26 protein-coding genes are annotated in these 21466 nt (G+C 47.4%); 6 read left to right on the forward strand and 20 right to left on the reverse strand.

Features of this window, described 5'->3' with window-relative positions:
- Positions 1–164: 164 nt before the first annotated feature.
- Both KI362_RS12735 and KI362_RS12740 read right to left on the reverse strand, forming a co-directional pair.
- The gene (locus tag KI362_RS12735; RefSeq protein ID WP_301627523.1) at positions 165–854 is read right to left on the reverse strand and encodes a DinB family protein; all 690 of its coding nucleotides are present in this window, start codon (positions 852–854) and stop codon (positions 165–167) included.
- Positions 855–1586: 732 nt separating this feature from the next.
- Positions 1587–1658, reverse strand: coding sequence for a putative holin-like toxin (locus tag KI362_RS12740; protein WP_301627771.1), 72 nt, complete (start codon positions 1656–1658; stop codon positions 1587–1589).
- 301 nt (positions 1659–1959) lie between these two features.
- Here KI362_RS12740 and KI362_RS12745 point away from each other — a divergent pair, with 301 nt between their 5' ends.
- Together KI362_RS12745 and KI362_RS12750 are read left to right on the forward strand one after the other, a co-directional pair.
- Positions 1960–2199 carry a hypothetical protein gene (locus KI362_RS12745; RefSeq protein WP_044478962.1) on the forward strand — a complete coding sequence of 80 codons (240 nt, stop codon included), beginning with the start codon at positions 1960–1962 and terminating at the stop codon, positions 2197–2199.
- On the forward strand, positions 2183–2449 hold the full coding sequence (locus KI362_RS12750) for a type II toxin-antitoxin system RelE family toxin (protein WP_044478963.1): 267 nt from the start codon (positions 2183–2185) through the stop codon (positions 2447–2449). Before KI362_RS12745 ends, KI362_RS12750 begins: the two co-directional genes overlap by 17 nt.
- A gap of 228 nt (positions 2450–2677) precedes the next feature.
- On the opposite strand, the gene KI362_RS12755 is transcribed toward KI362_RS12750, so the two are convergent.
- The 5 genes from KI362_RS12755 to KI362_RS12775 form a co-directional block, all read right to left on the reverse strand.
- Positions 2678–3157 (reverse strand): DinB family protein, encoded by a 480-nt coding sequence (locus KI362_RS12755; protein ID WP_044478964.1) that lies wholly within the window; start codon positions 3155–3157, stop codon positions 2678–2680.
- Between the two features lie 240 nt (positions 3158–3397).
- Complete coding sequence (gene yqeK / locus KI362_RS12760) at positions 3398–3934, reverse strand: bis(5'-nucleosyl)-tetraphosphatase (symmetrical) YqeK (RefSeq protein ID WP_301627524.1); 537 nt, start codon at positions 3932–3934, stop codon at positions 3398–3400.
- Between the two features lie 395 nt (positions 3935–4329).
- Complete coding sequence (locus tag KI362_RS12765) at positions 4330–4959, reverse strand: GNAT family N-acetyltransferase (RefSeq protein ID WP_301627525.1); 630 nt, start codon at positions 4957–4959, stop codon at positions 4330–4332.
- A gap of 498 nt (positions 4960–5457) precedes the next feature.
- Positions 5458–5553, reverse strand: coding sequence for a competence inhibitor ComI (gene comI, locus KI362_RS12770; RefSeq protein WP_301627526.1), 96 nt, complete (start codon positions 5551–5553; stop codon positions 5458–5460).
- A gap of 371 nt (positions 5554–5924) precedes the next feature.
- Positions 5925–6197, reverse strand: a complete 273-nt coding sequence (locus KI362_RS12775; protein WP_301627527.1) for a DUF6809 family protein — start codon at positions 6195–6197, stop codon at positions 5925–5927.
- 111 nt (positions 6198–6308) lie between these two features.
- Between KI362_RS12775 and KI362_RS12780 the strand changes: the two genes are divergently transcribed.
- From KI362_RS12780 to KI362_RS12795, 4 genes are all read left to right on the forward strand, one after another.
- On the forward strand, positions 6309–6527 hold the full coding sequence (locus KI362_RS12780; protein WP_301627528.1) for a helix-turn-helix domain-containing protein: 219 nt from the start codon (positions 6309–6311) through the stop codon (positions 6525–6527).
- Positions 6528–6879: 352 nt separating this feature from the next.
- Complete coding sequence (locus KI362_RS12785) at positions 6880–7650, forward strand: MerR family transcriptional regulator (RefSeq protein ID WP_301627529.1); 771 nt, start codon at positions 6880–6882, stop codon at positions 7648–7650.
- 59 nt (positions 7651–7709) lie between these two features.
- The gene (locus KI362_RS12790; protein WP_301627530.1) at positions 7710–8444 is read left to right on the forward strand and encodes an ABC transporter ATP-binding protein; all 735 of its coding nucleotides are present in this window, start codon (positions 7710–7712) and stop codon (positions 8442–8444) included.
- The gene (locus KI362_RS12795) at positions 8431–9174 is read left to right on the forward strand and encodes an ABC transporter permease (RefSeq protein WP_301627531.1); all 744 of its coding nucleotides are present in this window, start codon (positions 8431–8433) and stop codon (positions 9172–9174) included. The genes KI362_RS12790 and KI362_RS12795 overlap by 14 nt, the downstream gene beginning before the upstream one ends.
- A 186-nt stretch (positions 9175–9360) precedes the next feature.
- Here KI362_RS12795 and KI362_RS12800 read toward each other — a convergent pair whose 3' ends face one another.
- From KI362_RS12800 to KI362_RS12860, 13 genes are all read right to left on the reverse strand, one after another.
- A complete protein-coding gene (locus tag KI362_RS12800; RefSeq protein WP_301627532.1) occupies positions 9361–9759 on the reverse strand; it encodes a hypothetical protein in 399 nt (132 codons plus the stop codon).
- Positions 9760–9865: 106 nt separating this feature from the next.
- Positions 9866–11425, reverse strand: a complete 1560-nt coding sequence (locus tag KI362_RS12805; RefSeq protein ID WP_301627772.1) for a M56 family metallopeptidase — start codon at positions 11423–11425, stop codon at positions 9866–9868.
- A gap of 11 nt (positions 11426–11436) precedes the next feature.
- Complete coding sequence (locus tag KI362_RS12810) at positions 11437–11829, reverse strand: BlaI/MecI/CopY family transcriptional regulator (protein ID WP_044478974.1); 393 nt, start codon at positions 11827–11829, stop codon at positions 11437–11439.
- Positions 11830–11997: 168 nt separating this feature from the next.
- Positions 11998–12885 (reverse strand): sporulation protein YpjB, encoded by an 888-nt coding sequence (locus tag KI362_RS12815; RefSeq protein WP_301627533.1) that lies wholly within the window; start codon positions 12883–12885, stop codon positions 11998–12000.
- Positions 12886–12981: 96 nt separating this feature from the next.
- The gene (locus KI362_RS12820; RefSeq protein WP_301627534.1) at positions 12982–13638 is read right to left on the reverse strand and encodes a DUF1405 domain-containing protein; all 657 of its coding nucleotides are present in this window, start codon (positions 13636–13638) and stop codon (positions 12982–12984) included.
- A 66-nt stretch (positions 13639–13704) separates the two neighbouring features.
- Complete coding sequence (locus KI362_RS12825) at positions 13705–14589, reverse strand: menaquinol-cytochrome c reductase cytochrome b/c subunit (protein WP_301627535.1); 885 nt, start codon at positions 14587–14589, stop codon at positions 13705–13707.
- 82 nt (positions 14590–14671) lie between these two features.
- A complete protein-coding gene (gene qcrB, locus KI362_RS12830) occupies positions 14672–15343 on the reverse strand; it encodes a menaquinol-cytochrome c reductase cytochrome b subunit (protein WP_044478979.1) in 672 nt (223 codons plus the stop codon).
- A gap of 16 nt (positions 15344–15359) precedes the next feature.
- Complete coding sequence (locus KI362_RS12835; RefSeq protein ID WP_044478980.1) at positions 15360–15902, reverse strand: QcrA and Rieske domain-containing protein; 543 nt, start codon at positions 15900–15902, stop codon at positions 15360–15362.
- Positions 15903–16082: 180 nt separating this feature from the next.
- The gene (locus KI362_RS12840; RefSeq protein ID WP_301627536.1) at positions 16083–16514 is read right to left on the reverse strand and encodes a DUF2487 family protein; all 432 of its coding nucleotides are present in this window, start codon (positions 16512–16514) and stop codon (positions 16083–16085) included.
- A gap of 98 nt (positions 16515–16612) precedes the next feature.
- Entirely contained in the window at positions 16613–16795 is a 183-nt protein-coding gene (locus tag KI362_RS12845; protein ID WP_044478982.1) for an IDEAL domain-containing protein, read from the reverse strand.
- A gap of 58 nt (positions 16796–16853) precedes the next feature.
- Positions 16854–17942 carry a hypothetical protein gene (locus KI362_RS12850; RefSeq protein ID WP_044478984.1) on the reverse strand — a complete coding sequence of 363 codons (1089 nt, stop codon included), beginning with the start codon at positions 17940–17942 and terminating at the stop codon, positions 16854–16856.
- A 121-nt stretch (positions 17943–18063) separates the two neighbouring features.
- Positions 18064–20718 (reverse strand): ABC transporter permease, encoded by a 2655-nt coding sequence (locus tag KI362_RS12855; protein ID WP_301627537.1) that lies wholly within the window; start codon positions 20716–20718, stop codon positions 18064–18066.
- Entirely contained in the window at positions 20715–21392 is a 678-nt protein-coding gene (locus KI362_RS12860; protein WP_301627538.1) for an ABC transporter ATP-binding protein, read from the reverse strand. The genes KI362_RS12855 and KI362_RS12860 overlap by 4 nt, the downstream gene beginning before the upstream one ends.
- Positions 21393–21466: the final 74 nt, after the last annotated feature.

The raw sequence follows: 21466 nt of genomic DNA on the forward strand, positions 1-21466 counted from the left end.
TTCCGGTATTGACGAACCTGAGAACCTTAAGCCCCCAACGCGGGTGGCCGCGACCGCGGTTAGGTTCGCAGGGTTGTCCGTCTGACTCGACTTCTCTAAATGCCAGCCCGCAGCGTGAATATATTGTTATAGGATGTCTGCGTCTTCTTCGAAATTCTGATAATCTATATTTTTTGTATCCTTTTTTTGATTCGGATCGCTTTATTCAAATGCAGAAAAATATGTCTTGTCGCAGGCATTAGTATTAAACCTGCTATTGTCTTATTTCCCCAATATTCAAGCAACCAAGATGCTTCTCTCTTTACTGCATTTTGCTCTTTAAGAATATCAATTCTTCCTGCATCTACTTTGTTTCTAAATTCACCCGGCAATAAATGAGATACAATTTCTCGAGTTTTTCGTCCTACTTCGATTCGATATTCCAATAGTGCATTAATATCAATATTCTCACTTAGATCAGCAATTTCAATTTCTGTCATTTGGTTTCCCGAATGCGGATAATCCACTTTAAGTTCCTTAGCCCAATTATAGGTGTGTAAGACTTGATCGCCTTCAGCTACGAGAATATTCATTGTCATATCTTCAATACGTGTAACATGCCACACATGCCATACAATAGAGTTCCGTGTATCAGGTGCTTCGACAGGATACTTTCGGAATGACTCCTCCATTAAATCCTTTAATAAATCATCTTCAAGAGTAGCAACTGGTGAATTGCTCATTTTTGATGAATGCAACAAACTATGTTGACTCAAGAAAAGGCCTATGGAATTCTGATATTCACTTGGTTTTAGAATAACACTAGTTAGTTTCTTATGATTTTCATTCCATTGCTTTCTTTGGCTCAGATCCAAAATAATCCCTCCCTTTATTGAGATTTGCTGTTTTAATGTTTTACGCTGATTTCCGATAACGTTGATGTATTCACTAAACGCCCCAGCCTTAGATAACTCTTATCTTAGGCTGGGGCGTTTGTAGTCTGAGCCTCTTCCGTGATTATACATCCGACAACCAAGGGGCGATAGCCCCGTAGTGTGAATACTGTGTTAACTGAAGTCAACGTCTTCCTCGAACTGCTTCACTCTCTATGTATCACTAATTTTTGTATTTCTCATAAGAAGATTCTAACGATTTTATCGCTAAATCTCAATAGCGAATTACTCGCTAGAGCACTATTTCAGTTAACGTTCTTGCGCTCATGAACCCTCACCGACTTAAGCGAACGAAGTAAGCGGCCGCGATGTTTGTTAGTCGGTGCAGGGTTGTCCGCTGAGGCTGTCTCTTCGACAATACCTCTCGCGGACCGAGGGGCAGCCTAGCTGGCCGAAGCGTGAATGCTGTGTTATAGGATGTTCAGGCCTTCATCGATTTGTTTACTTGTCTGTTTTAGTGGTAAGGACCTTATACAGGTCTTTATCATTTCTTTACAATTAGAGTTTTCATTTCCTTTTTGTTGTGGTATCATTTGTGTAAGAAAACCGAGTGCTGAGAACACTCGGCTATACAATTGGCTTGGATGGTTTATTCCCCTCTAAGTCATTTAAGGAACAAAACCCACCTTCGGCCGTTAACCTTGGGGTGGGTTTTTACTTTCTCTTGTTGTTGTTAGAATTAAAGTATGTTAAGAGGGCAAGGATAAACGTTCCGAAAAGGAACATTATTGTCAATGGAATTTCCTATATAACGTCTCTGTGTTCACGAACCCCCACCACCTTAAGGCTCGAAGAGCCGGCCGCGACACGGTAGTCGGTGCGGGTGTGTCCGGTTGAATCTACTTCCCTGCTGCTGAACTGCCTCTCTGAATTCACTTCTAGCTTCGTGCCGGATGGAGGGCTAATGCCCGATGTGTGAACACGGTGTTATCTGATGCCGGTGTCCTCTTCGAGAAGCTTCCATAACTCATCCAGGTGTATTTGATGTTATAATGGTTATAATTAGTTCTTGAAAGGAGTATCTGTTATGGCCATTAATAAAGAACGATTTAATGAATTACTGGATCGGTTATCTGATAAAGACCTCGAACTGGTTTCTGAATTAATGGAACGTCTTTCCCAAAAAAAATCACCTCACAGAGAAGTCCCACTTGATGATGAGCCCACTACTCAAGATGATCTAGATGCCATTAATAAAGCCAAAGAAGCATACTTAAAAGGTGAATTGATTAACTTTAAGGATGTTGAACATGAACTACGAAGTTAAGTTCCTTAAAGATGCCTACAAAAATCTTCAAAAACAAGATTCTACTACACGTAATCGGATTCTGGATCATTTGAAAATTCTATCCGATGATCCTAGGCATCCTGAACTTGATATCAAGAAGATGCAAGGTGTTGAAAATCAATATCGACTTCGAGTAGGATCCTTTAGAATTGTCTATTCAATAATAGATAAAGAGTTAATCATTATAGTTATTAAGCTAGGATCACGAGGAGATATTTACAAATCTTAGTGGCACTTGGGTCTCAAGTGTCTTTTTATTGTTTTACACCGGTTTCAGATAACGTTCTTGTATTCACTAACCCTCACGGCTTAAGGGCGCCAGCCCGGGTCCAACGGACTTAGCCAGTGCAGGGTTATCTGCCAGATTCCGCTTCCTCGAAATCCTTCCGGCAGACCAAGGGCGTCAGCCCGCAGCGTGAATGCATTGTTATGTGAAGGTTCGGTCTCCTTGAGTTGCTTACATGTTCTTCAATTTATTAAAAATGTCTCTTCCTATAAAATTTGAACTGATTGGTTCTATTCCTAATTCCCTTGCCCAAATTGATAATTGTCCAATATGATGAACTTCATGAACCAATATATGTCTAAAGATTTCGCCTTTTCTAAATGATTCTTCCATCCAAGAAGGTTCTACCCTGTCATTCTCCAAGTTATCGTTCCATTGATTTATATATTCTTTGATTTCAACTCTTAACTGATTAGATAATTCTAAAACTTCTGGAAGATCCTTGTATTCATCTAAATTTATCGAAATATCTGGCTTTTTATTCATTGCCCTGATCCAGCTATATTCAACATCTATAATATGCAATAATGTCTTTATAATCGTCCCAAGCCCTGCATTTCGGTCTTTAAACAATTCCTCTTTTGACAAGCTACTAAAAGCTTTTATATATTCATCCCGAACTTCCCAGTTATACAAAATGAGACTTTTCATGGCTTCGCCCCTTAAATCTTTCAGATTTTTATTTTTTAAAGAACTACCGAACTTTCACATAACGTTTCTGTATCTACGAACCCGAGAGGCTTAAGAGAGCGCACGCGATCGGGTCCGACGGACTTAGCCTCGCAGGTGTTGTCTGCTGAGTTTCATCTGCGAAATGCCTCTTGCAGACCAAGGGCCGAAAGGCACGCAGCGTAGATACGATGTTCGGATGTTCTTGCCTTCTTCGAATTACTAAACTAAGTCCTTCAATTCATAATAAGCGTCTCTAAGCCATGGATGAATAACTCTAAGGTTATCTCGCTGTTTCCATAAAAAATCAATATATTCGAATGCTGCATCGTTCAAAGAATGATCTAGTTTCTGCGTAATCTGAAATAAATATGGAGGTTCGCCAATTTGGTCCCATTCAATCTTATCTGCAACAAACAAAACCTTGTCTAAAATAGTTGAATTTTTCTTTAGTGTCGTATGACATCCAACTGCATCAAGAATTTCCTGATCCATAATATTAAATATATCTCTAGCCATTTCTTTAGATATCTTCTGATGAATTATCATTGGAAAAGCCTCTTCTTCAGACAGTACTTCAATACCTAGATCATAGGAAACTTGAATCCTTACATCGTTAGAATAAACCGCACTTATATCATGTAAATATCCAGCTATTTCAGCTGAATCTGCATTAGCATTAAATCTTTCCGCTATCTTTCTTGCCTCTTTCCCCACCCTGACACAATGCTCCGCAGTTTTAGGGCAACCATTGTTCACTAAAAAATTTTATATGTCATCCTTGAGATTTCCGGATAAAGTATTTATAACAAGATTATTATATACTGACTTCATAAGCCCTCCTAAAACGTATTAACCGCACGCAAAAATTTCCGATAACGTTCTTGTATTCACGAACCCTCACTGGCTTAAGAGGGCGTTAGCCCCGGGTCCGACGGATTTAGCCAGTGCAGGGTTGTCTGCTGATCCGCTTCTCTGAAAATCCTCTTGAGGACCAAGGGACCGTCAGGTCTCGCTGCGTGAATACGGTGTTATCGGATGGGTACGCCTTCTTCGAATAAATTCTTAATGATTCACTCAATAATCTGTTTAAAATTTCCTGTTTGAACTCCTTGCTTGTCGAGCATTCAATAATCATTGACTTATGGTTCATTTCAAATCTCTTTTCTCATAATGGCAACATTAACTTGCTCCGCCACTTTAATGAACCCAACTTTTTCAAACAGCCGGGCCGGACCGATAAAATCGAAAGTTTCACGTTGGAGGCGCAGGTGAGGATACCCCTCAACCGCATCAAAGCCACTTGCCTTCGCATCCTCGCACACATGAGTAAGCAAAGCGGTCGCAATACCTTTACCCCGATAATTCGGAGCAATCTCAAAGCATAGCACAGACTTAACACTCTCATTAAGATTAGATTTATAAGCATTTCTGATTTCTTCACAAATACCTAGTGTCGTATAATTTTCCTTATCGTTAGCATTACACCAACCGATAGATACGCCCTTTTCAAATGCCAAGTATCCCTGCAAATCACCGTTTAAAATTTGCTGTTCAGCAATTTTTCGGAGCGTCGACTTGAAACTAGGTATGTCGCGAGGCATGACTCCAGGGTTTGCCTCAATTAATCCGAATAGTTCAGTTTTCTCCTGCTCCATAGTCATTTGAGGTCGGCAACAGAAGCACGGCTGCATAGGAGAATTGTCAGTAAACGCTCGATTGTCGAAAAAATCAAAAAAGTCTTCGGAAAGAGCCGGGGTGAGAGGTTTGATTTCAAGCTTCATAATGGTTATCCTCCTGCGTTCAATTATTATATAATCCCATGAACTTAAAGCGCTTGATCTTGATTTTGTAATATTACTGTACTGCGTATCTTTCCGATAACGTCCTTGTATTCACGAACCCGAGAGGCTTAAGGCAACAACGCAGTTGCCGTAGCCCCGCCACTTAGCCTCGTAGGTTTGTCTGCTAATTCCGCTTCCTCGAAAATCCTCTGCAGACCAAGGGACGTCAGGCCCGCAGCATGAATACATTGTTATAGGATGTTCCGGCCATCTTCGAGTTACTAACATAGGTTCTGGTATTGTAGTCTTTATTCGAGTTTTTAACCAAGTTATTTTTTGTTTATCCAGGTTTTCAGCGACTTGAAGATATGTTATGATTTCTATTAGAAAAGCCGAGTGCGGCAAACACTCGGCCATACAATTGGCTTGGATGGTTAATCCCCTTCTAAGTCGAAACGGATCAAAACCCACCTTTGGCGCTAACCTTGGGGTGGGTTTTTACTTTCTCTTGTTGTTTTTTCCGATGTATGTTAAAAGTGCAAGAATAAACATTCCGAATAGGAACATCAACTGGATTGCATCTTTAACCTCCATGGTCTCACCTCCTTTCGAAGGGAAACCATGCCCACCCAAGATTCAATTGTACTTCCCCATTCTACCACATATACCCATTCATTAATAGAATGTTTGTTCGTGTTTTGTGTTTATATACCATTTGCCGGAATTCCGATAACGTTCTTGTATTCACGAAACGCCCCAGCCCTAGATAGCTCTTATCTTAGGCTGGGGCGTTTGTTATCTGAGCTTCTTCCATGATTATACATCTGATAACCAAGGGGCGAAAGCCCCGATGCGTGAATGCGGTGTTAACTGAAGTCAACGACCTCTTCGAACAACAATACTCTTGAACTTGTAATAACTTTATACTAAACTGCACTGAAATACTTTTGAAAAAACCACTTTGATTACTTTCTATTAGCAAACACTTCAGTAATCATTAGAGCACCCATTTTAAAACCATAGATGAAAACCTCGGTTGAATATATTGAGGAGGATCTGCCAAGTAAATCAAAAGTTTCTTCAAGAAGTTCCATGTCATTTTCTGAAAGCTTCATCTTAAGGTGTTCCTTCGAGTTGGAAATTTTGTTATTTAGAGATATGTACTCAGGATTTTTTGGTACAATCACTTCTTCAGGTCTAATTTCTCCAAAATATAATTGCTCTAATATGTTACTCATTCCCTACCTCTCCCTCCAATTAAATTCATTACAGAATATTTTAGCGATTTTCTCGCTAAAATACAATAGCGAATAAATCGCTAGAGTATCTTTGTTATGGAGGTGTTAGGCATGTACCAAAGAATCAGAAGTCTGCGTGAAGATAAAGACTTGACGCAGTCACAAATTGCTACATATTTGAACTGTAGTCAACGAATCTACAGCAATTATGAACGCGGTGAAGTCGACATTCCCACAGCAATACTGATTAAGCTTGCCGATTTTCACCAAACTAGTACAGACTATCTTCTGAACAGAACTAACATCAAGAAAGCTTATCCTATTGATTGAGTTAGTTATCTATGTGAATCTTAATACAACTCTCGTTGATTTCAGTTAACTCACATATTCACGCATTACACAACCTCATATTATACAAACAGTATCTACGCCCCATCCGTTACTTTCTATATACATTCTACCCTACCATATGAATGGAATAATATGACGAAAAACAATAATATTTACTCGCAATAAATTCTTTCTTCAGGTAAGCCTATAACCAAGCGAACCAAAGCTATGGCTCCTAGCTTTTCCTGCCTGACTCTCTTCCAGAAACCCTCCACTTTATCACCAGCCTTCCACCCCGTTATATAATGAAATAATAACGATATAATTCCTTCCCTAAGAGGTGATCATTTCAATGAGCACATATAGAACCTCCGAACTCGCCCACATGGTCGGAATCCATCCCAACACAGTTAGGCTATATGAAGAGCTCCACCTGATCCCTAGACCTGAAAGGAAAAGCAATGGTTATCGCGTCTTTACCGCGCTGCATGTCGAGCAGATCAAGCTGGTGAAGCTCGCGCTACAGGTTGAGATTGTGCAGAACGGACTGCGGAAGCAGGCGATGAAGATTATCAAGACATCGGCTTCCAGCAACTTCAGCAAAGCGATCAGCCTGGCGGAGCAATATTTGCAGCAAATTAAAGAGGAACAGTCCCGCGCGGAAGAAGCCATATCCATCGTGGAAAAGCTCTTATCCGGAAAAGACGACACACAAGCAACGGACAGCACGGTGGCGTTAACAAGAAAGGAAGCAGCCGATTTGATGCAAATCTCTATGGATGCACTAAGAAACTGGGAGCTTAACGGTCTGCTGACAGTAACGCGTAAACATAATGGATATCGGATGTACTCCAATGACGATATACACCGCTTGAAAATCATCCGCTGCCTGCGTTGCGCCAACTACTCCTTAGCATCCATTTTGCGCATGCTAAATACCCTCTCCCTGAATCCGGACGCAGATATCCGCGAAATCATCAACACCCCGGAAGAGAGCGATGACATCATCTCGGTCTGCGACAAATTACTCACGTCCTTACAGAACGCAGAACAGAACGCGCTGACGATGCTCACCCGACTAGAGTTCATGAACAAAACTTTTTCCGCAAACCCTCCACTTTAACACCAGACTCTGTTCTGGTGTTATTTTTTTATTGTACATCAATACAGGAGGGATATTTCGTGGAAACGACCATACAAGTAGTAGGCTTATGCAAGTCCTACGGCCAGGTCAAGGCCGTGAACGACATTAACATGACGGTAAAGCGCGGGGAAGTGTTCGGACTGCTTGGCGCCAACGGAGCAGGCAAAAGCACGACAATCGAGTGCATTCTAGGCACGAAGAAGAAGGATCGCGGCACGGTATCCATTCTCGGTATGGATGTCCACAAGGATCGCAAGAAGCTGTTCGCAAGGGTCGGCGTTCAGTTTCAGGAGGCCAACTATCAGGATAAAATCAGCGTTTCGGAGCTATGCGAAGTTACAGCCTCCCTATACAAAGGCGCTCGGGACTATGCGGGGCTGTTGCAGCAGTTCGGACTCACGGACAAGGTGAAAAATCTGGTCAGTGAGCTGTCCGGCGGCGAGAAGCAGCGCCTATTTATCGTACTGGCGCTCATTCCGAACCCGGAGGTCGTGTTTTTGGACGAGTTGACAACCGGTTTGGATGCCAGAGCACGGCGGGATGTGTGGCGATGTCTCTCCGACCTGAAGGCCAAGGGCCTGACGATTCTGTTGACCTCTCATTTTATGGACGAGGTAGAAGCGCTGTGCGACAACATCATGATTTTGAAGCAAGGGGAGAGCATTTTCTGCGGTACGGTACAGGAAGCCGTCGAAGCCAGTCCCTATGAAAAATTCGAGGATGCGTATCTTTGGTATACGGATGAGGAGGCTCATGAATATGCGGCCATTTAAAGCCCTGCTAATATCGGAAAGCAAGCTCTCCCTGCGCGGGATGGACATGGTCATCTTCGCCATTTGCATGCCTGTCGTGGTACTGATCGTCTTAGGAGTTATCTTTGGAAATAAACCCGCTTTTGAGGGAGCCGAGTATTCGTTCGTCGATCAATCCTTTGGAGCCGTCGCGACCATTGCAATTTGTGCCGGCGGGGTGATGGGACTCCCACTGGTCATTTCCGAATATCGGAGCCGAAAAATACTCAAGCGATTCAAGGTGACACCTACGAGCCCTGCCCTAATTCTGGCCGTGCAGGTGGTCAATTACGCGCTTTATTCCATCGTATCGCTCATTCTCGTATTTGCGACGGCCGCCCTCTTTTTTGACTATCAATTGCAGGGATCCTGGCTTCATTTTCTGGGAGCGTATCTTCTGATTATGCTGTCAATGTTCAGCATCGGGGTCATGGTCGGCGTGCTCGCGCCAAACCCGAAAATTGCCGGAGTCATCGCCAGTCTCCTGTATTTTCCGATGCTCATCTTCTCGGGTACGACGCTACCATACGAAGTGATGCCTGCGGCAATGCAAAAAATCGCCGATGTTCTGCCTTTAACGCAAGGCATCAAACTGCTGAAGGCAGCCTCGCTTGGGTTGCCGTTGGACATCGTGCTGCTTCCCATCATCATCATGATTACAGTAGCCATAGTCTGTACCGCCATTGCTCTGCGTTTCTTCAAATGGGAATAGGGATGACGATAAAAAGCCTGCTGCCGTGAACCGGCAGCAGGCTTGATACACTTACTTCCCTTCCTGGCGCTGATTAAAGCTTTCCTCCAGGAGTTCTTCAAGCGGACGATATTTTCCGCCCCAATATTCGTATGTCCTCATTCCCTCTTGTATTTTCTAGTTAACCTTCTGATAACCTTGTGTTTATTAAAGCGTCAAGTTAAACCTCGAAGTCGGCTGCAGCTGACTTGAGAGCAACGGACTTTGATACCTGGAATAGGGCTGCGTATAAGCGGTGCCCCCCATCCCGGTACCGAGCAGCAACGGCATTAAGGAAAGGGAGCTACTGTTCATTCCGTTGAAACCGCCGAAGGGAGACAGAGTGGAGGATAACATGAACAAAGGCAGAAGATTTGCCAAATTACCGGAAGACAACCCGCTGCTTTGCATTGGGGAAGGGTACAACATCCCCGTGAGAAGCGGTGCCAAATATTGATTGAAGGATCTCCCTGCTCCCGTCTCCGTCGTAGTGGTTTGCTTTCCCGCGCCTCCAATGGTTGGGGAATGATAGATACATGTACAATGCTCCAAAGATCCAATTTGCATGATAACCATCCTTTCTAATATAGATTCGATGAAATCGTTAAAAAGACTATGTTTATAGTCTATTGAAGCATATTAATGCATTCACTCGCCATAACGAGCAAAAGCATCAATACACTTTCATCCTCTCCAACTGCTCCAGGCTTGCTACATCGCTCATCATTTTTTTGCCGCTGCTGAACCCCCAATATTTGATCGGACGATACGGATAGTGCAGTATCAATAACACATTGCCGGACGAAAGACCTTGTTCGCGCATGGTTGCTCGAATAGGACGAACATCGACTTGTATGGGCCACGGCCGTTCCTCGGACTCGATCAGCAAGTGTAGCCGATTCCAGGCATGCTGAAGAGGATCCGCTTCGAATGGCGATTGATATACGAGCCTAACAGGCGAGTCGCCGACGGCGCTCCCAGTCCTTCCGATCATCTGAGCGGTCATCCTGTTGATCACATCTGTATCCCGCGGATTGGCTCCTTCTTCCAGCCAATAGGCATACAGCATCGGTGTTTGCTCCTGGCGAAGCAGGCCATAGAGATTACTGGAGGGCAGCAGGACGAACGCCAGCATAAAAGCCGCGCTGATTTCCAACAAGATACGCCATGGCCGCCGGAGATTAGCTTTTCCATACGACCGTTTGAGGAAGGCTGACACATGGCCGATACGGTGTCTGATTCCGGATGCCCCGGTCAACAACGGGAGTCCCGGCCCGCCGCTAAGTGATCCGCCGCCGTTAAGCTCCCCCTGACGAACAAGCAGCAAGCCGTAGTTCAATCCCTCTTCACGCTCCAGTTGACGCAGCACCCGCCAATCACAGCGGATTTCCAAATCCTCTTCAAATCGCTTAAGCGCCAGCCGAATCAAGGGGTTGAACCAATGAACGAGCCGCAGAAAGCGGGCCAGCAGGAACATGAGTATATCCTTCTGCTTATAATGCCATAGCTCATGGAGCAAAATGAGTCTAAGTTCATCTTTCCCGTAGAGTGTCATGCTCTCATAAGGCAACAAAATCACAGGACGAAACCAGCCATGCAAGGCCGGATAAGGAAGGGCCGAGCGCATCAGCCGAACCTGCCTGCGAACCTTGACCTCCTTACAGCAATCCTCCAGCAAAAGATCCAATTCATCGCTTTTAAAAGGCACAGACATTGCAATCCATCTTCGGATGCCGCGGCTTTTCCAGTGCTGCCAGCACCACACGCCAGCTGCCCCTGTGATCCAGAGGATCGCCATGACCGTTTGCGACTGCATCATGCCGGTTTGAGCCTGCAGAGAACTTACAAGCTCCTGCTTCACCGCAGGCATCGGCACTTGCAGCTCCTGCCCGTTTTGATACATTCTCATTGGGCTGTAAGCCATCCATTCCTTTTCCTGTGGAAGTAAATGGTCTCGGAGCCCGTTCCATACCTTTCCCGCTTCAATCACCATTTTGCCTGCGCCGTACCGGGCATCATACAGATACGGATCCGTCCAGTTCTCCAGACTGACTATTCCTGACCAGGAAATGGGCAGCAGAAGCTTCAAAAGGAGAATTGCCCATAGCCAGCACATGATCCGGGGACCCAGCTTCTTGGATCCAAAGCGGCGGATCAGAAGCAGCAGAATCGCGATAACCGTACCGGCTAGCGTTAGCTCCAATCCTTTCAGAAAAAGCATGGACAACAGCATCGTCACGCCATTCATTCCTCCTCGGCACTGGAGTTAAGCATCCGCCGGAGCTTCTCTGCCTCCGCTGCGGACAATTTCCCGTCCTGTAAAAATCCTGCCAGCAGGGAACTGCGATCGCCCCCATAGTATAGATGAAGAAATTGCTGCCGCTCCTGTTGCAAATACTGCTCTTCATCAACCAGCGGCGTATAGTAGTAAATTCGGCTGTCCTGCGCATCGACTTCGTAACCGACAAACCCCTTCGCCACCAGGTTTCGCAAGAGGGTCTTCACAGTACGGAAATGCCAATCGGAATGCTTCGCAACCTGATCAACGACCCTGCTGGCCGGACAACGCCCTTCTCTCCACAGCACATTCATCACCACAAGCTCGGACCGGCTAATGCTCTTCTCTTTTCCTTTCAGAAAATCCCCTCCTTATATTTCACGTCTCTGTCTGTTTTATCGGCATCTCATTAGACTATGTTTATAGTCTTTTATAAATCTCCTCCCCTGACAAAATAAAACGGCCTTCATCCCACCCAAAATCAGGACGAAAGCCGCCTTACTCATATAGGTTCATATACATTCCCTTCAAAACCGAAACCGATCCCCTCGCTCCGAGGGTACGTGCACCGACTCAACATTCTGATAGGCTTGGTATTTACGCAATCCGGTGTAGACAAGCGCCAACAGGATCCACCCGCCGATCAGCAGTGTCCAGGACCAGGGATTTCTGTATCCGGCAATCGGCAGAAAGACGGGATCTGCACCTTTACGCCCGAACAGTTCCTTCAAAGCGGCCTCGCCTTGCTCAAGCGAGCGGCTGAGCGAAGCGTCATCCGCCGAGTTATCCTTGCTGATTTGACCCATGTAAGAGAGCCAGGAATCGAATTTATTCACTTCCGACGGCTGACGGCTGATGATCAGGGCAGGACGAACAATATCATAATGCGATTGCAGGGACAGAAAATATTCCCGCAGCACGGTTCGCTTTCCTTCCGCCCTGCTCTTGGTCATTCCGGCCAAATCATCGGCCAGCACTTTATAATATTGCACCCATAGCGCTTTGTCCTGATGGGCGAGACTATTCACGGCGAGCCGCAGCTTGGCGGATGATCTTGCCCATGCTTCCGGATCTACGTTCACTTCCGCGAGTGTCCCGCGCGTATCCATAATCACTTCCGCCAGCGCATGAATTCCTTCAACGGAAGTCAAGCCTTGAAAAGACAGCCCCTCCAGCGAATCAATAAGCAACTCCATCTGCTTGGGGGCATCGGTCAGGTTAATATCCTGCATATCCCGGTACAATTTCTCGGTAATTTGCTCAAATTGCGCCAGCTTTTGCTCCCGCTCATTCCCTTTTGGCAAAGCGGTATTGTTCCCCTCTGCATGTGCAATAGCCGGACTCAGCCAGACGGCAAACAGCAATAAACAACATAGCAATAACAGAAGCCGCCGGTTTAACGCCAGTATTTTCACGGACAATCCCTCCTTTACCACATGGTATGGCGGGTTGTCCCTGCATAGAACCAATTTTGTCCGTGATGATAGACATAATGTCAGGGCGGACAGAAATTATACGGATTCCGGTTGCGGCTCCGGCGCTCCGTTTCCTCGCCCATATTTCAAGGCGAGCCAACCGGCCCCTATGCTTGCTAACGTCAGCAGCACCGTGAATACGGCGACAACCGGAACATAATCCCACAATGGTCTGGGCAGCCAAGGATAGACGCCAAAACCGTAATCGACAGTATCATTAAGCAAGGTCCAGGCTCCGGCAATGACGAGCATAACAGACCGCAAGCTGAACAACCGGACGAACAACAGGGCTTCAACAGCCATCGCCAAATGGGATGCTACAAGCATCCAATCCTGCCACACCAGGGAATCCCCCATGGCCGCACCTGCAAAGATCATGCTTACCGCCCAGATCCCGTACTTCACGCTAGTTACGACCGCCAAGCCCTCAATCAAGCCGCGCAGAAAGCGGAAGCGCCCCAGTAAATCCGGCAGCAGCAGGAACAGAAGTGATATGGTAAAAAATAAACTCGCAGTCGGGCTGTCCGGAACGAAGATAAGTTGCCACATTGGATGGTTGTCCCAGGTATAACGAAGCTGGGACTCATACCAGACATAACCGTAGATCGTGCCAAGCAGATTGCACACGAACAACGTCCACAGAATCGGACGAGAAGCCAGAAAAGAACGGCTCCAGAAAAATGACAGCTTCAAGATGTATTCCTCTTTCCTTATGTAAATGAAAAACCTGACCGTTACCGATCAGGTTTTCTGTTCCTTCTATTCTACTGCTTCCGCCTTTTGCTTCGCAAGCCATTCGGCTAAATGATCGAGATCCTCGTCGGTTAAGCCTGCATTCATCGCTGCCGTATACATCGGAGGCATCTTCCCGTTGTACCCTTCCTTGATTATGGCAAGGATAGCTTCTTTATCATGCTTGTCACCGACACCCCTCAGTGAAGGGCCGCCCGAGCCCTTCAGGTCCGTGCCATGACAGCTTATGCAAGTGGCTTTGGTATAGAACTCCATTGCCGGATCATCCTTATCGACAATGGCGATCTCGGCCTGCGGCTCACTGCCTGCCGGAGGGAGTCCGGCGAGGCGATTCTCAAGCGCCTGCTCCTCACGCTGGATATGCTCGGGCTCAACGCCCGCTTTTTCCAATTCGTGCTTATAGTGCGTCCATGCAAAATTAGTCAAATAAACGAGGGATGCCAGAGACAGGAACATCAGAGCTGAAGCAATCGGCCGCTTATAGAAGCGGCGTTCCTTGCTGGTGTCCAGGAACGGAGCCAGCAGCAAAGCACCGAATGCAACCGTCGGAATACCTATCGTTCCTAGGATAACATAGTTGCCTGAGGCATACGGATATTTCAAATATTGATACAGGAACAGGAAGTACCAGTCCGGCATCGGAATGACCGAAGCGCTCGGGTCCGCAGGGAATCCTAACGGCGCCGGCTCCGAAATGGTCAACACGAGAAATCCGACAAGCACCACGACGCCGACCATCCACTCCTTGAGCAGAAAGTTCGGAATAAATGCCTCGGATTTGCCGGGATAAGCCGTATAATCAGGAGGCGTAACGAATCCGTTGCCCCTTCTGACCCGGGAATCGCCGACGAATACAATCTTTTCCTGCTTGGACTTGTCATTATGAGCCATATTTATTGCCTCCCTTCTCTTCTAGAGGTTGAACACGCACTTCTATCGTTCTAAGTCCATACTGCCCGAATACAAGGGTTGCCTAGAGCGGCCCGGATATTCCTTGTCTGCGGATCATAATAAAGTGTCCTACCAGCAGGATCAGCAGTACGGCAGGAAGGAAGAACACGTGAATGGCGAAAAAGCGAGTCAGAGTCTCGGCGCCGACAATCGTTCCGCCTTGCAGCAGCTCCTTCATCACCGGTCCTAACACCGGAATGGAATTGGCGATTTCGAGCGTGACCTTGGTAGCAAAGTACGCCTTGTTATCCCATGGAAGCAGATATCCGGTCAGCCCCAGCCCGATCATGACGAAGAATATCAGCATCCCGACCACCCAGTTCATCTCCCGAGGCGCCTTGTAGGAGCCTGTGAAGAAGACACGAAGCGTATGCAGGAACATCATGACAATGACCAGACTTGCCCCCCAGTGGTGCATGCCGCGCACGATTTGCCCGAAGGCAACCTGGGTTTGCAGGTATTCGACACTTTTGTAAGCATTAATAATATCCGGGACATAATACATCGTCAGGAACATCCCGGACAAGATCTGAATCACAGTGATAAAAAACGTCAGGCCGCCGAAACAGTATACGAATGCGGAGAAATGGTGCGCCGGGTTGACATGCTCCGGTACCTCATGATCCGCAACGTCTCTCCAGATCGGCGTAATATCGAGACGTTCGTCAATCCAGTCGTACACATTTTTAAACATCAGGATTTGCGCCTCCTTAAGATACAATCGTGTTCGGAACGATCTCGCCGAGATATACCCAGTCATCCTTAATCATGACCTTATACTCGTCGAGCGGCTTGGAAGCAACGGCCAGTTGCTTGCCCTCCTTCGTATAATGCGCTCCGTGGCAAGGGCAATGGTATTGGTCCGGAAAATTGCTGTTGCTGTTCCAGCCAACCGTGCATCCGAGATGCTTACAAATCGGTGAAAGCGCATAAATATTTCCGCTCTCATCTTTGCGAATCCAGGCAACCAGGTTCGCTGTGCTTAAGTACCATCCGTCTTGCTGCTTTAATTCAAAGTGGAACTCCTGCGGTTCATTCGTAATTTTGCTGACCTCGGCCACTTTTACGAAAGCGCCTTCTCCTTTATCCCGGAGGATCGGGTCTACGGCAAACCGGACCATTGGAAGCGTAACGCCTGCCACCATAAAGGCGGTGGCACCTCCCAAGGTGTATGTAAGAAACTGCCGTCTGGACATTTCCTTACGGACAGGCGGTTTGTGCGATGATTCGTGTTCCTCGTGCTGATGGCTCATACTCTCTTCAACCCCCTTTACACGCTAAAATGCCGCTGTCTTCAATGACAAATATCACATTATTATAGAAGTCATATTTATAATATATTAGCGCATTTGGACCGTCAAGAATTTGACACAACTTTTCCATCATTCGGGAGTTTCGATCTATGTAAAAGTCAAAAATTTGTCACAATTATTCTATTTTCCCTCTTGCCATAATCTGAGAATTTGTTCTTGGACTGCTGGATTCTGTGATTTACGTTGACCTGCAGATTTGGCATACCGCTGCGGTGTCACAATCAAATTTACCCCTGACAGCAGCTCCTCGTTCAGCTCCTCTACTGCCGAAGCCACGATGACATAGATGAATCCGGCTTGCCTTACGCCCTGTATGATCCTGTTGATCTGGTCTGCCGCTTCAGCACCGCCATATTGGACAGCCGGGTAAGTTACCACTCTTCCTTGAAAAGGAGACTCGATCCAGTCCATGACATCACGCAGCAGCTCCAGTCGTTCCGCAGCCTCGTGGGGCGCTTCGCTTCCGGTTAACCCAGTTACCGGGAGAAGACAGGTATCGAAGAATTTCTTCATTTCATCCCAGGTCTCCGCTTCAAACTCGCTGAACTTCATTACATATGCCTCCTTCTTTTTCGTACCTATTATATACATGTTTCTGCCGTTGACAAGTTCGAGTGACAAAAAAAAAGAAATGCCATGACGGCATTTCTTTATTTTTTCAACATTCTCAGTTCTTCCGTCAAGAGACGAAACGCTGTCTCGTCGCCTTGGGCTAGCGCATTGTCGATCTCGCAATAAATTTGCTCCGAACGGTGTTTGCGCAAAGCCTCGTCCCAGACCATTTCTGCGGCCAAACTGAGCATTGCTTCGTAAGTCACCTTCATCTGATCCATAGGATGCACCTCCAGCGCATAAATAGGAGTGATTATTTTGCCGAGATCTGATTGTCTGCTACTCTTTGGTCAGCTTATGTACGGCCGTTCTGCCAAAGGGAGTCGTCTGGATATACTTCTCTCCTTGACCGTTATCACCGATTCTTACCATGCCTAGATGCAGCAGCATCCGGATGATACGTTCTTCAAAGATGGATTCTGATGAATCGTAGAAAAAAGGCTTGATCAAGGGCGACAAATTGCTGAACAGCGAAGCGAGCGACACCCATTCCCGGCAGCAGTGCAGCGTCCAGTAGACTAAAGAGAGCAGGTTTGGAATCGGCCCTTTATAGAGTCTTAACCAAAACAGGACAAACTGCATCATGGGTTCTCTCCGTTCCTCCAGCAGATAGGACTCTCCCGCAGAGGTAAGGGTTAGCGAAGCCGGGTTCTCCTGAATCAAGCGGGATTGGGTGGCATAATCGTACAGCAGCGACATTCGGTTGGGGTAATCCTTGAAGTGCCGGCCATACCCGAACCGCCAGCCTTTACCCACCAGCGGCTCGGCAACGTGAAGTGTATCCAGCAACTGCTGCTGGTTTCTTCGGTACATGACGCCCTCATTATTGAGCGGGATCTCATGATCCCGAATATACCTCAGCAGCAGCAAGAGATCCTCGCTAAGCAGGTCCGGCTCCTCCCGGTAGATGGACGGCTCCTCCCCCAAAGGAATCATGCCGGAGGCGAATCTTCGCTCCAATACCTCTCTGAAGCGCCGCTTCAAGTCCTCAGGAACCTCATACAAGTAACGGGTGTTCTGGGTCATCCCCTGGAATAGCCAGCCCCGCTGACGGAACCGGGATATAACTTCCCTCGGGTTCTCCTTCTCCCTTGCATCGTCCGTAAACCGTGAATGCTGTGCACAGGCGACCAGCTCCTCCAGACTGAAATGCCGGCGGCCGTCAAAGAGCAGCGCATTCAGGAAGCGCAAATCTTCCATGCTCATGTCCTCAACGTTTTGCTCCAGAAATTCCCTTCTCCCGATCCTCTGCAGGATAGACTGGATAAGCTCATGCTTCGAATTCCCGTTGCAGTCGCACTGGTAATGGTTCGCTATTCTGCTAAGCTGACCGATGTCGGCATAGGTAAGCATATCTGCCAGATTCATAACATCCCGCCTCGCCGTTTTACTACCATTATGGGAAGATTTCTGAACTTTATTCGAGTACAGTCAAAAAAATAACCCGGCAATTGCCGGGTTATTTCGCGGGACGAGCCTATTTTCTCTATCATCCTTCAATGTCGCGCAGCCGTTCCACAAGGGTCTGGCGCGCCGTAATCCGATAGACTAGCAGGGGCAGACAGATCCCCAGCAGTGCAAACACCGGAGCAATCCCCAGCACGGGGATCAGCGTGAACCGATATGTGAAGAACCAGAACATGCCGGATAAAGCCGGATCTACCAGCGGGGCAGTCAGCACGCTGATTACCAGAGATAACCCTACCGCGCCTAAAGTATAGAGTAATCCTTCCCAGACCAGCATTCCCTTGAGCTGCCGCCCGGTCATGCCGATCGATTGCAGGACGGCAAATTCCCTTTTGCGGGTAAGAATACCCGTCAGAACCGCATTCAGGAAGTTAAGAATGCCTACCAATCCAATGACGCCGCACAATACCCCGCCCAGGAGCAGGAACATGGACCGGAAGCCCTCAAATTCCTCGGCATAGGTCTGCTTGCTCTCATAGTCATAGCTGGTCTGCGTAGTGGTTGTATAATCCGACAAGAAGGCCTCCATCGATGCTTCCGCTTCATCCGTAGTGTCGAAAGCGTATAGCATAATCGAATCGGTGCCGGAATCCTGAACAAACGTCTCGGCATTGAGCACGAATTCATCGGCACCGTAATGCCGGAAGCTTATCGTATGCGGAACGCCCACCAGAGCGGCTACTTCATACTCTTTATCCTCATATTTGATCGGTCGCGCATCGACAGGCTCATCTTGAGGGATATTTCCTTCGGAATAAATCTCACCGGTATTCCGATTATAATATTCATACTCTTTAACATATCGCAGAGTAATGACATCTCCAAGCTTGGCCCAATGCGAGGACATGACAGGGTTTCCGTAATCATCATAACTGTAGACCGCAGCAACATACTTGCTCCCTGCCTCGTAAAGCTTCGAAATATCCCCGTCTAGCAAGATCAGCTTATCCAGCGGGCTTCGTTCCATGCCGTAAAGCTGGACCTGATCCGCCAGCAGGCCGTCTGGAAGTCGATCCTTTCTTTCAACCATCATATCCAATGCAGCCTTATCGTTCCAAATTTCCCATTTGGAGCGGTAGAACGCTTCGGAGACGAATTCCAATACGCTTGTGGTATTCGCGTAAATTCTTCCGGCATTTTCAATTCCCGGCTGCTTGTGAATTTCGGATATGACATCTTCCGAAACCTCCATATCCTCGTTCCAGAATTGGCCGGCCACCTGAAAATAATTGCCGTCCGCCACGATGAAATCGGCAACCTTGTCCGCCAAATATTTGTTCATGTCAAAGCCGTTCGTGAAGGTAACGGCAAGATTTAGCAATACTACCGCAAGAGAGAGGGAAATCACCGTGATGATCGTCTTGCTTCGGCTGCGGTCCAAATTCGCCCGGGCCATACGACACAACGAGACCTTGGTTTTCCCTTTTCGTGCGGTTTTCCGGATTGAAGAGCTTTCCGTATAACGAACCGCCTCCACCGGGGAGACCCGGGAAGCCAGTCTACCGGGTCTAGCACAGGACAGCATGACCGTCACGAGCGAGAAGACCGCTCCGCAGATAAAGATGAGCGGATTGGCCGTGAACTGTCCGTGAGTTACCCCGTTTAACTGATTTAAAATGGCCGGGGTCAGCAGCACGCCCACTGCGTATCCGATGACAAGTCCCAATGGAATCCCTACAGCAGATAATATTAGCGCCTGCCGGCGAATGATCCGCCGAAGCTGTCTTCCCGAGGCTCCGATCGTCTTGAGCAGGCCGTAGAACCGGATATCGCTGGTTACGGAAATCCGAAACACATTATAGATGATCAGATACCCGGTAATGATGATGATGATCAGCAGCAGAATGATCGTGATGGCGGTCATCGGGTCAAGGCTATCCGCCAGCTGAGCACCGGTATATCCCCAATTCACCCCGATGGCGACATAGTTGCCTTCTGCCTTGGTATTGCTCTGATAACCATGACGTTCCAAAATCGTATTCAGATCTCTCTCAATATGGAGCGAGCTTCCGAGCATCATATCCAAATGATAGGTCCCTGTTATTCCGTCCACGCCTTGCGTATCGAGACGCTCGAAAATCTCCTCGACACGGCTCTCGGGAATGAACACATGACTCGCTATAACCGCCTCATCGTATTCCCACCAACCGCTCAGGAGGAATGTTTCCGTCGTCTCCTTCCCGTCTACCTCAAAGGTCATCGTGAACTCGGCGCCGAGCTTCGGCTCGACGCCTAGCAGGGATAACACCCGCGTATCCGTTGCTGCTTCCCGGGTTCCCTCCTGGGGAAACCGCCCCTCGACCGGCTCGGCAAACATCCATTTCGCTTCGGTAGCATCACTGTAGCTGACTTCCACATGCGCTTTGTTAAAAGGGGGCTCTGAAGGCATGCCAACAAATCGCCGTAATCCGTAATCCCGAATCATCGGGTCATCCTTCAGCTCCTCAAATTGCTGCTCCGTTAAATACTTGAAGCCCCCGTGAGAGTACCCGCCTACCTGCCGAAAGTTAGCTTGCTGATAAGAGTGGTTAATCGAAAAAGCAATCGTGAATAGCGCGGTAAACAGCACCGTAGTCAGCATGATGGCCATTATCGCGATCAAATTCCGGTTCCGGTTGGCCCTTAACGATTTCCAGGAAAGCCTGGAGATCGCTTTCTTGTTATTGACCTTGATCATTGCCCCTCACCGCCTGCGATTCTCCCGTCCTCGATGCGAATGATCCGGTCGCACAGCTGGGCGATCTCCTCATTGTGGGTTATCATGACGATCGTCTGGGCGAACTTCTGACTGGTCACCTTCAGCAGCCCCATCACGTCCTGACTGGTACGGCTGTCCAGATTGCCCGTCGGCTCGTCCGCCAGAATAATGGCCGGCTTGGCCGCCAGAGCCCGCGCAATCGCCACCCGCTGTTGCTGCCCTCCGGACAAATGATTGGACAAATTGTTCAGCTTCGCATGAAGACCAAGCGTCTCGACGATATTGTCTACATGCTGCTTGTCCGGCTCGTTGCCATCCAATTGAATCGGCAGAACAATATTCTCATATACGTTCAGAACGGGCACCAGATTGTAATTTTGAAAGACGAATCCAATTTTCCTGCGGCGAAAGATCGTGCGTTCTTCATCCCCAAGCGCAAAAATATCCTTACCATCTACCCACACCGTGCCTGACGTTGGACGATCTAGTCCGCCCAGCATGTGCAGAAGGGTTGATTTACCCGATCCGGAAGTGCCGACGATACCGACAAACTCTCCTTTATTCACCTGAAAGTCAACCCCGTCGAGAGCCCGGACTGCGGTTTCACCTTTTCCGTATACCTTCTTTAAATCCGAGGTCCTTAAAATCTCCATCCTCCATTTGCCTCCCCAAAAAGAAAAGTCTGTATTCGTCTTGCTCATACAGACTTTACCAGCATAATCTTTCC

Origin of the sequence: Paenibacillus apis (assembly GCF_018333295.1) — a bacterium.
Classification (GTDB): Bacteria; Bacillota; Bacilli; order Paenibacillales; family Paenibacillaceae; genus Fontibacillus; species Fontibacillus antibioticophila.

Coding starts and splice junctions, on each gene's coding strand:
- KI362_RS12845 (WP_044478982.1), bottom strand. CDS start 16,795: ATGGATCAGATGAAGGTGACTTACGAAGCAATGCTCAGTTTGGCCGCA.
- KI362_RS12755 (WP_044478964.1), bottom strand. CDS start 3,157: ATGAAAAGTCTCATTTTGTATAACTGGGAAGTTCGGGATGAATATATA.
- KI362_RS12785 (WP_301627529.1), top strand. CDS start 6,880: ATGAGCACATATAGAACCTCCGAACTCGCCCACATGGTCGGAATCCAT.
- KI362_RS12860 (WP_301627538.1), bottom strand. CDS start 21,392: ATGGAGATTTTAAGGACCTCGGATTTAAAGAAGGTATACGGAAAAGGT.
- KI362_RS12795 (WP_301627531.1), top strand. CDS start 8,431: ATGCGGCCATTTAAAGCCCTGCTAATATCGGAAAGCAAGCTCTCCCTG.
- KI362_RS12765 (WP_301627525.1), bottom strand. CDS start 4,959: ATGAAGCTTGAAATCAAACCTCTCACCCCGGCTCTTTCCGAAGACTTT.
- KI362_RS12780 (WP_301627528.1), top strand. CDS start 6,309: ATGTACCAAAGAATCAGAAGTCTGCGTGAAGATAAAGACTTGACGCAG.
- KI362_RS12835 (WP_044478980.1), bottom strand. CDS start 15,902: ATGAGCCATCAGCACGAGGAACACGAATCATCGCACAAACCGCCTGTC.
- KI362_RS12750 (WP_044478963.1), top strand. CDS start 2,183: ATGAACTACGAAGTTAAGTTCCTTAAAGATGCCTACAAAAATCTTCAA.
- KI362_RS12800 (WP_301627532.1), bottom strand. CDS start 9,759: ATGCAAATTGGATCTTTGGAGCATTGTACATGTATCTATCATTCCCCA.
- KI362_RS12805 (WP_301627772.1), bottom strand. CDS start 11,425: ATGCTGTTGTCCATGCTTTTTCTGAAAGGATTGGAGCTAACGCTAGCC.
- KI362_RS12745 (WP_044478962.1), top strand. CDS start 1,960: ATGGCCATTAATAAAGAACGATTTAATGAATTACTGGATCGGTTATCT.
- KI362_RS12840 (WP_301627536.1), bottom strand. CDS start 16,514: ATGAAGTTCAGCGAGTTTGAAGCGGAGACCTGGGATGAAATGAAGAAA.
- KI362_RS12850 (WP_044478984.1), bottom strand. CDS start 17,942: ATGAATCTGGCAGATATGCTTACCTATGCCGACATCGGTCAGCTTAGC.
- qcrB (WP_044478979.1), bottom strand. CDS start 15,343: ATGTTTAAAAATGTGTACGACTGGATTGACGAACGTCTCGATATTACG.
- KI362_RS12775 (WP_301627527.1), bottom strand. CDS start 6,197: ATGAGTAACATATTAGAGCAATTATATTTTGGAGAAATTAGACCTGAA.
- KI362_RS12855 (WP_301627537.1), bottom strand. CDS start 20,718: ATGATCAAGGTCAATAACAAGAAAGCGATCTCCAGGCTTTCCTGGAAA.
- KI362_RS12825 (WP_301627535.1), bottom strand. CDS start 14,589: ATGGCTCATAATGACAAGTCCAAGCAGGAAAAGATTGTATTCGTCGGC.
- comI (WP_301627526.1), bottom strand. CDS start 5,553: ATGGAGGTTAAAGATGCAATCCAGTTGATGTTCCTATTCGGAATGTTT.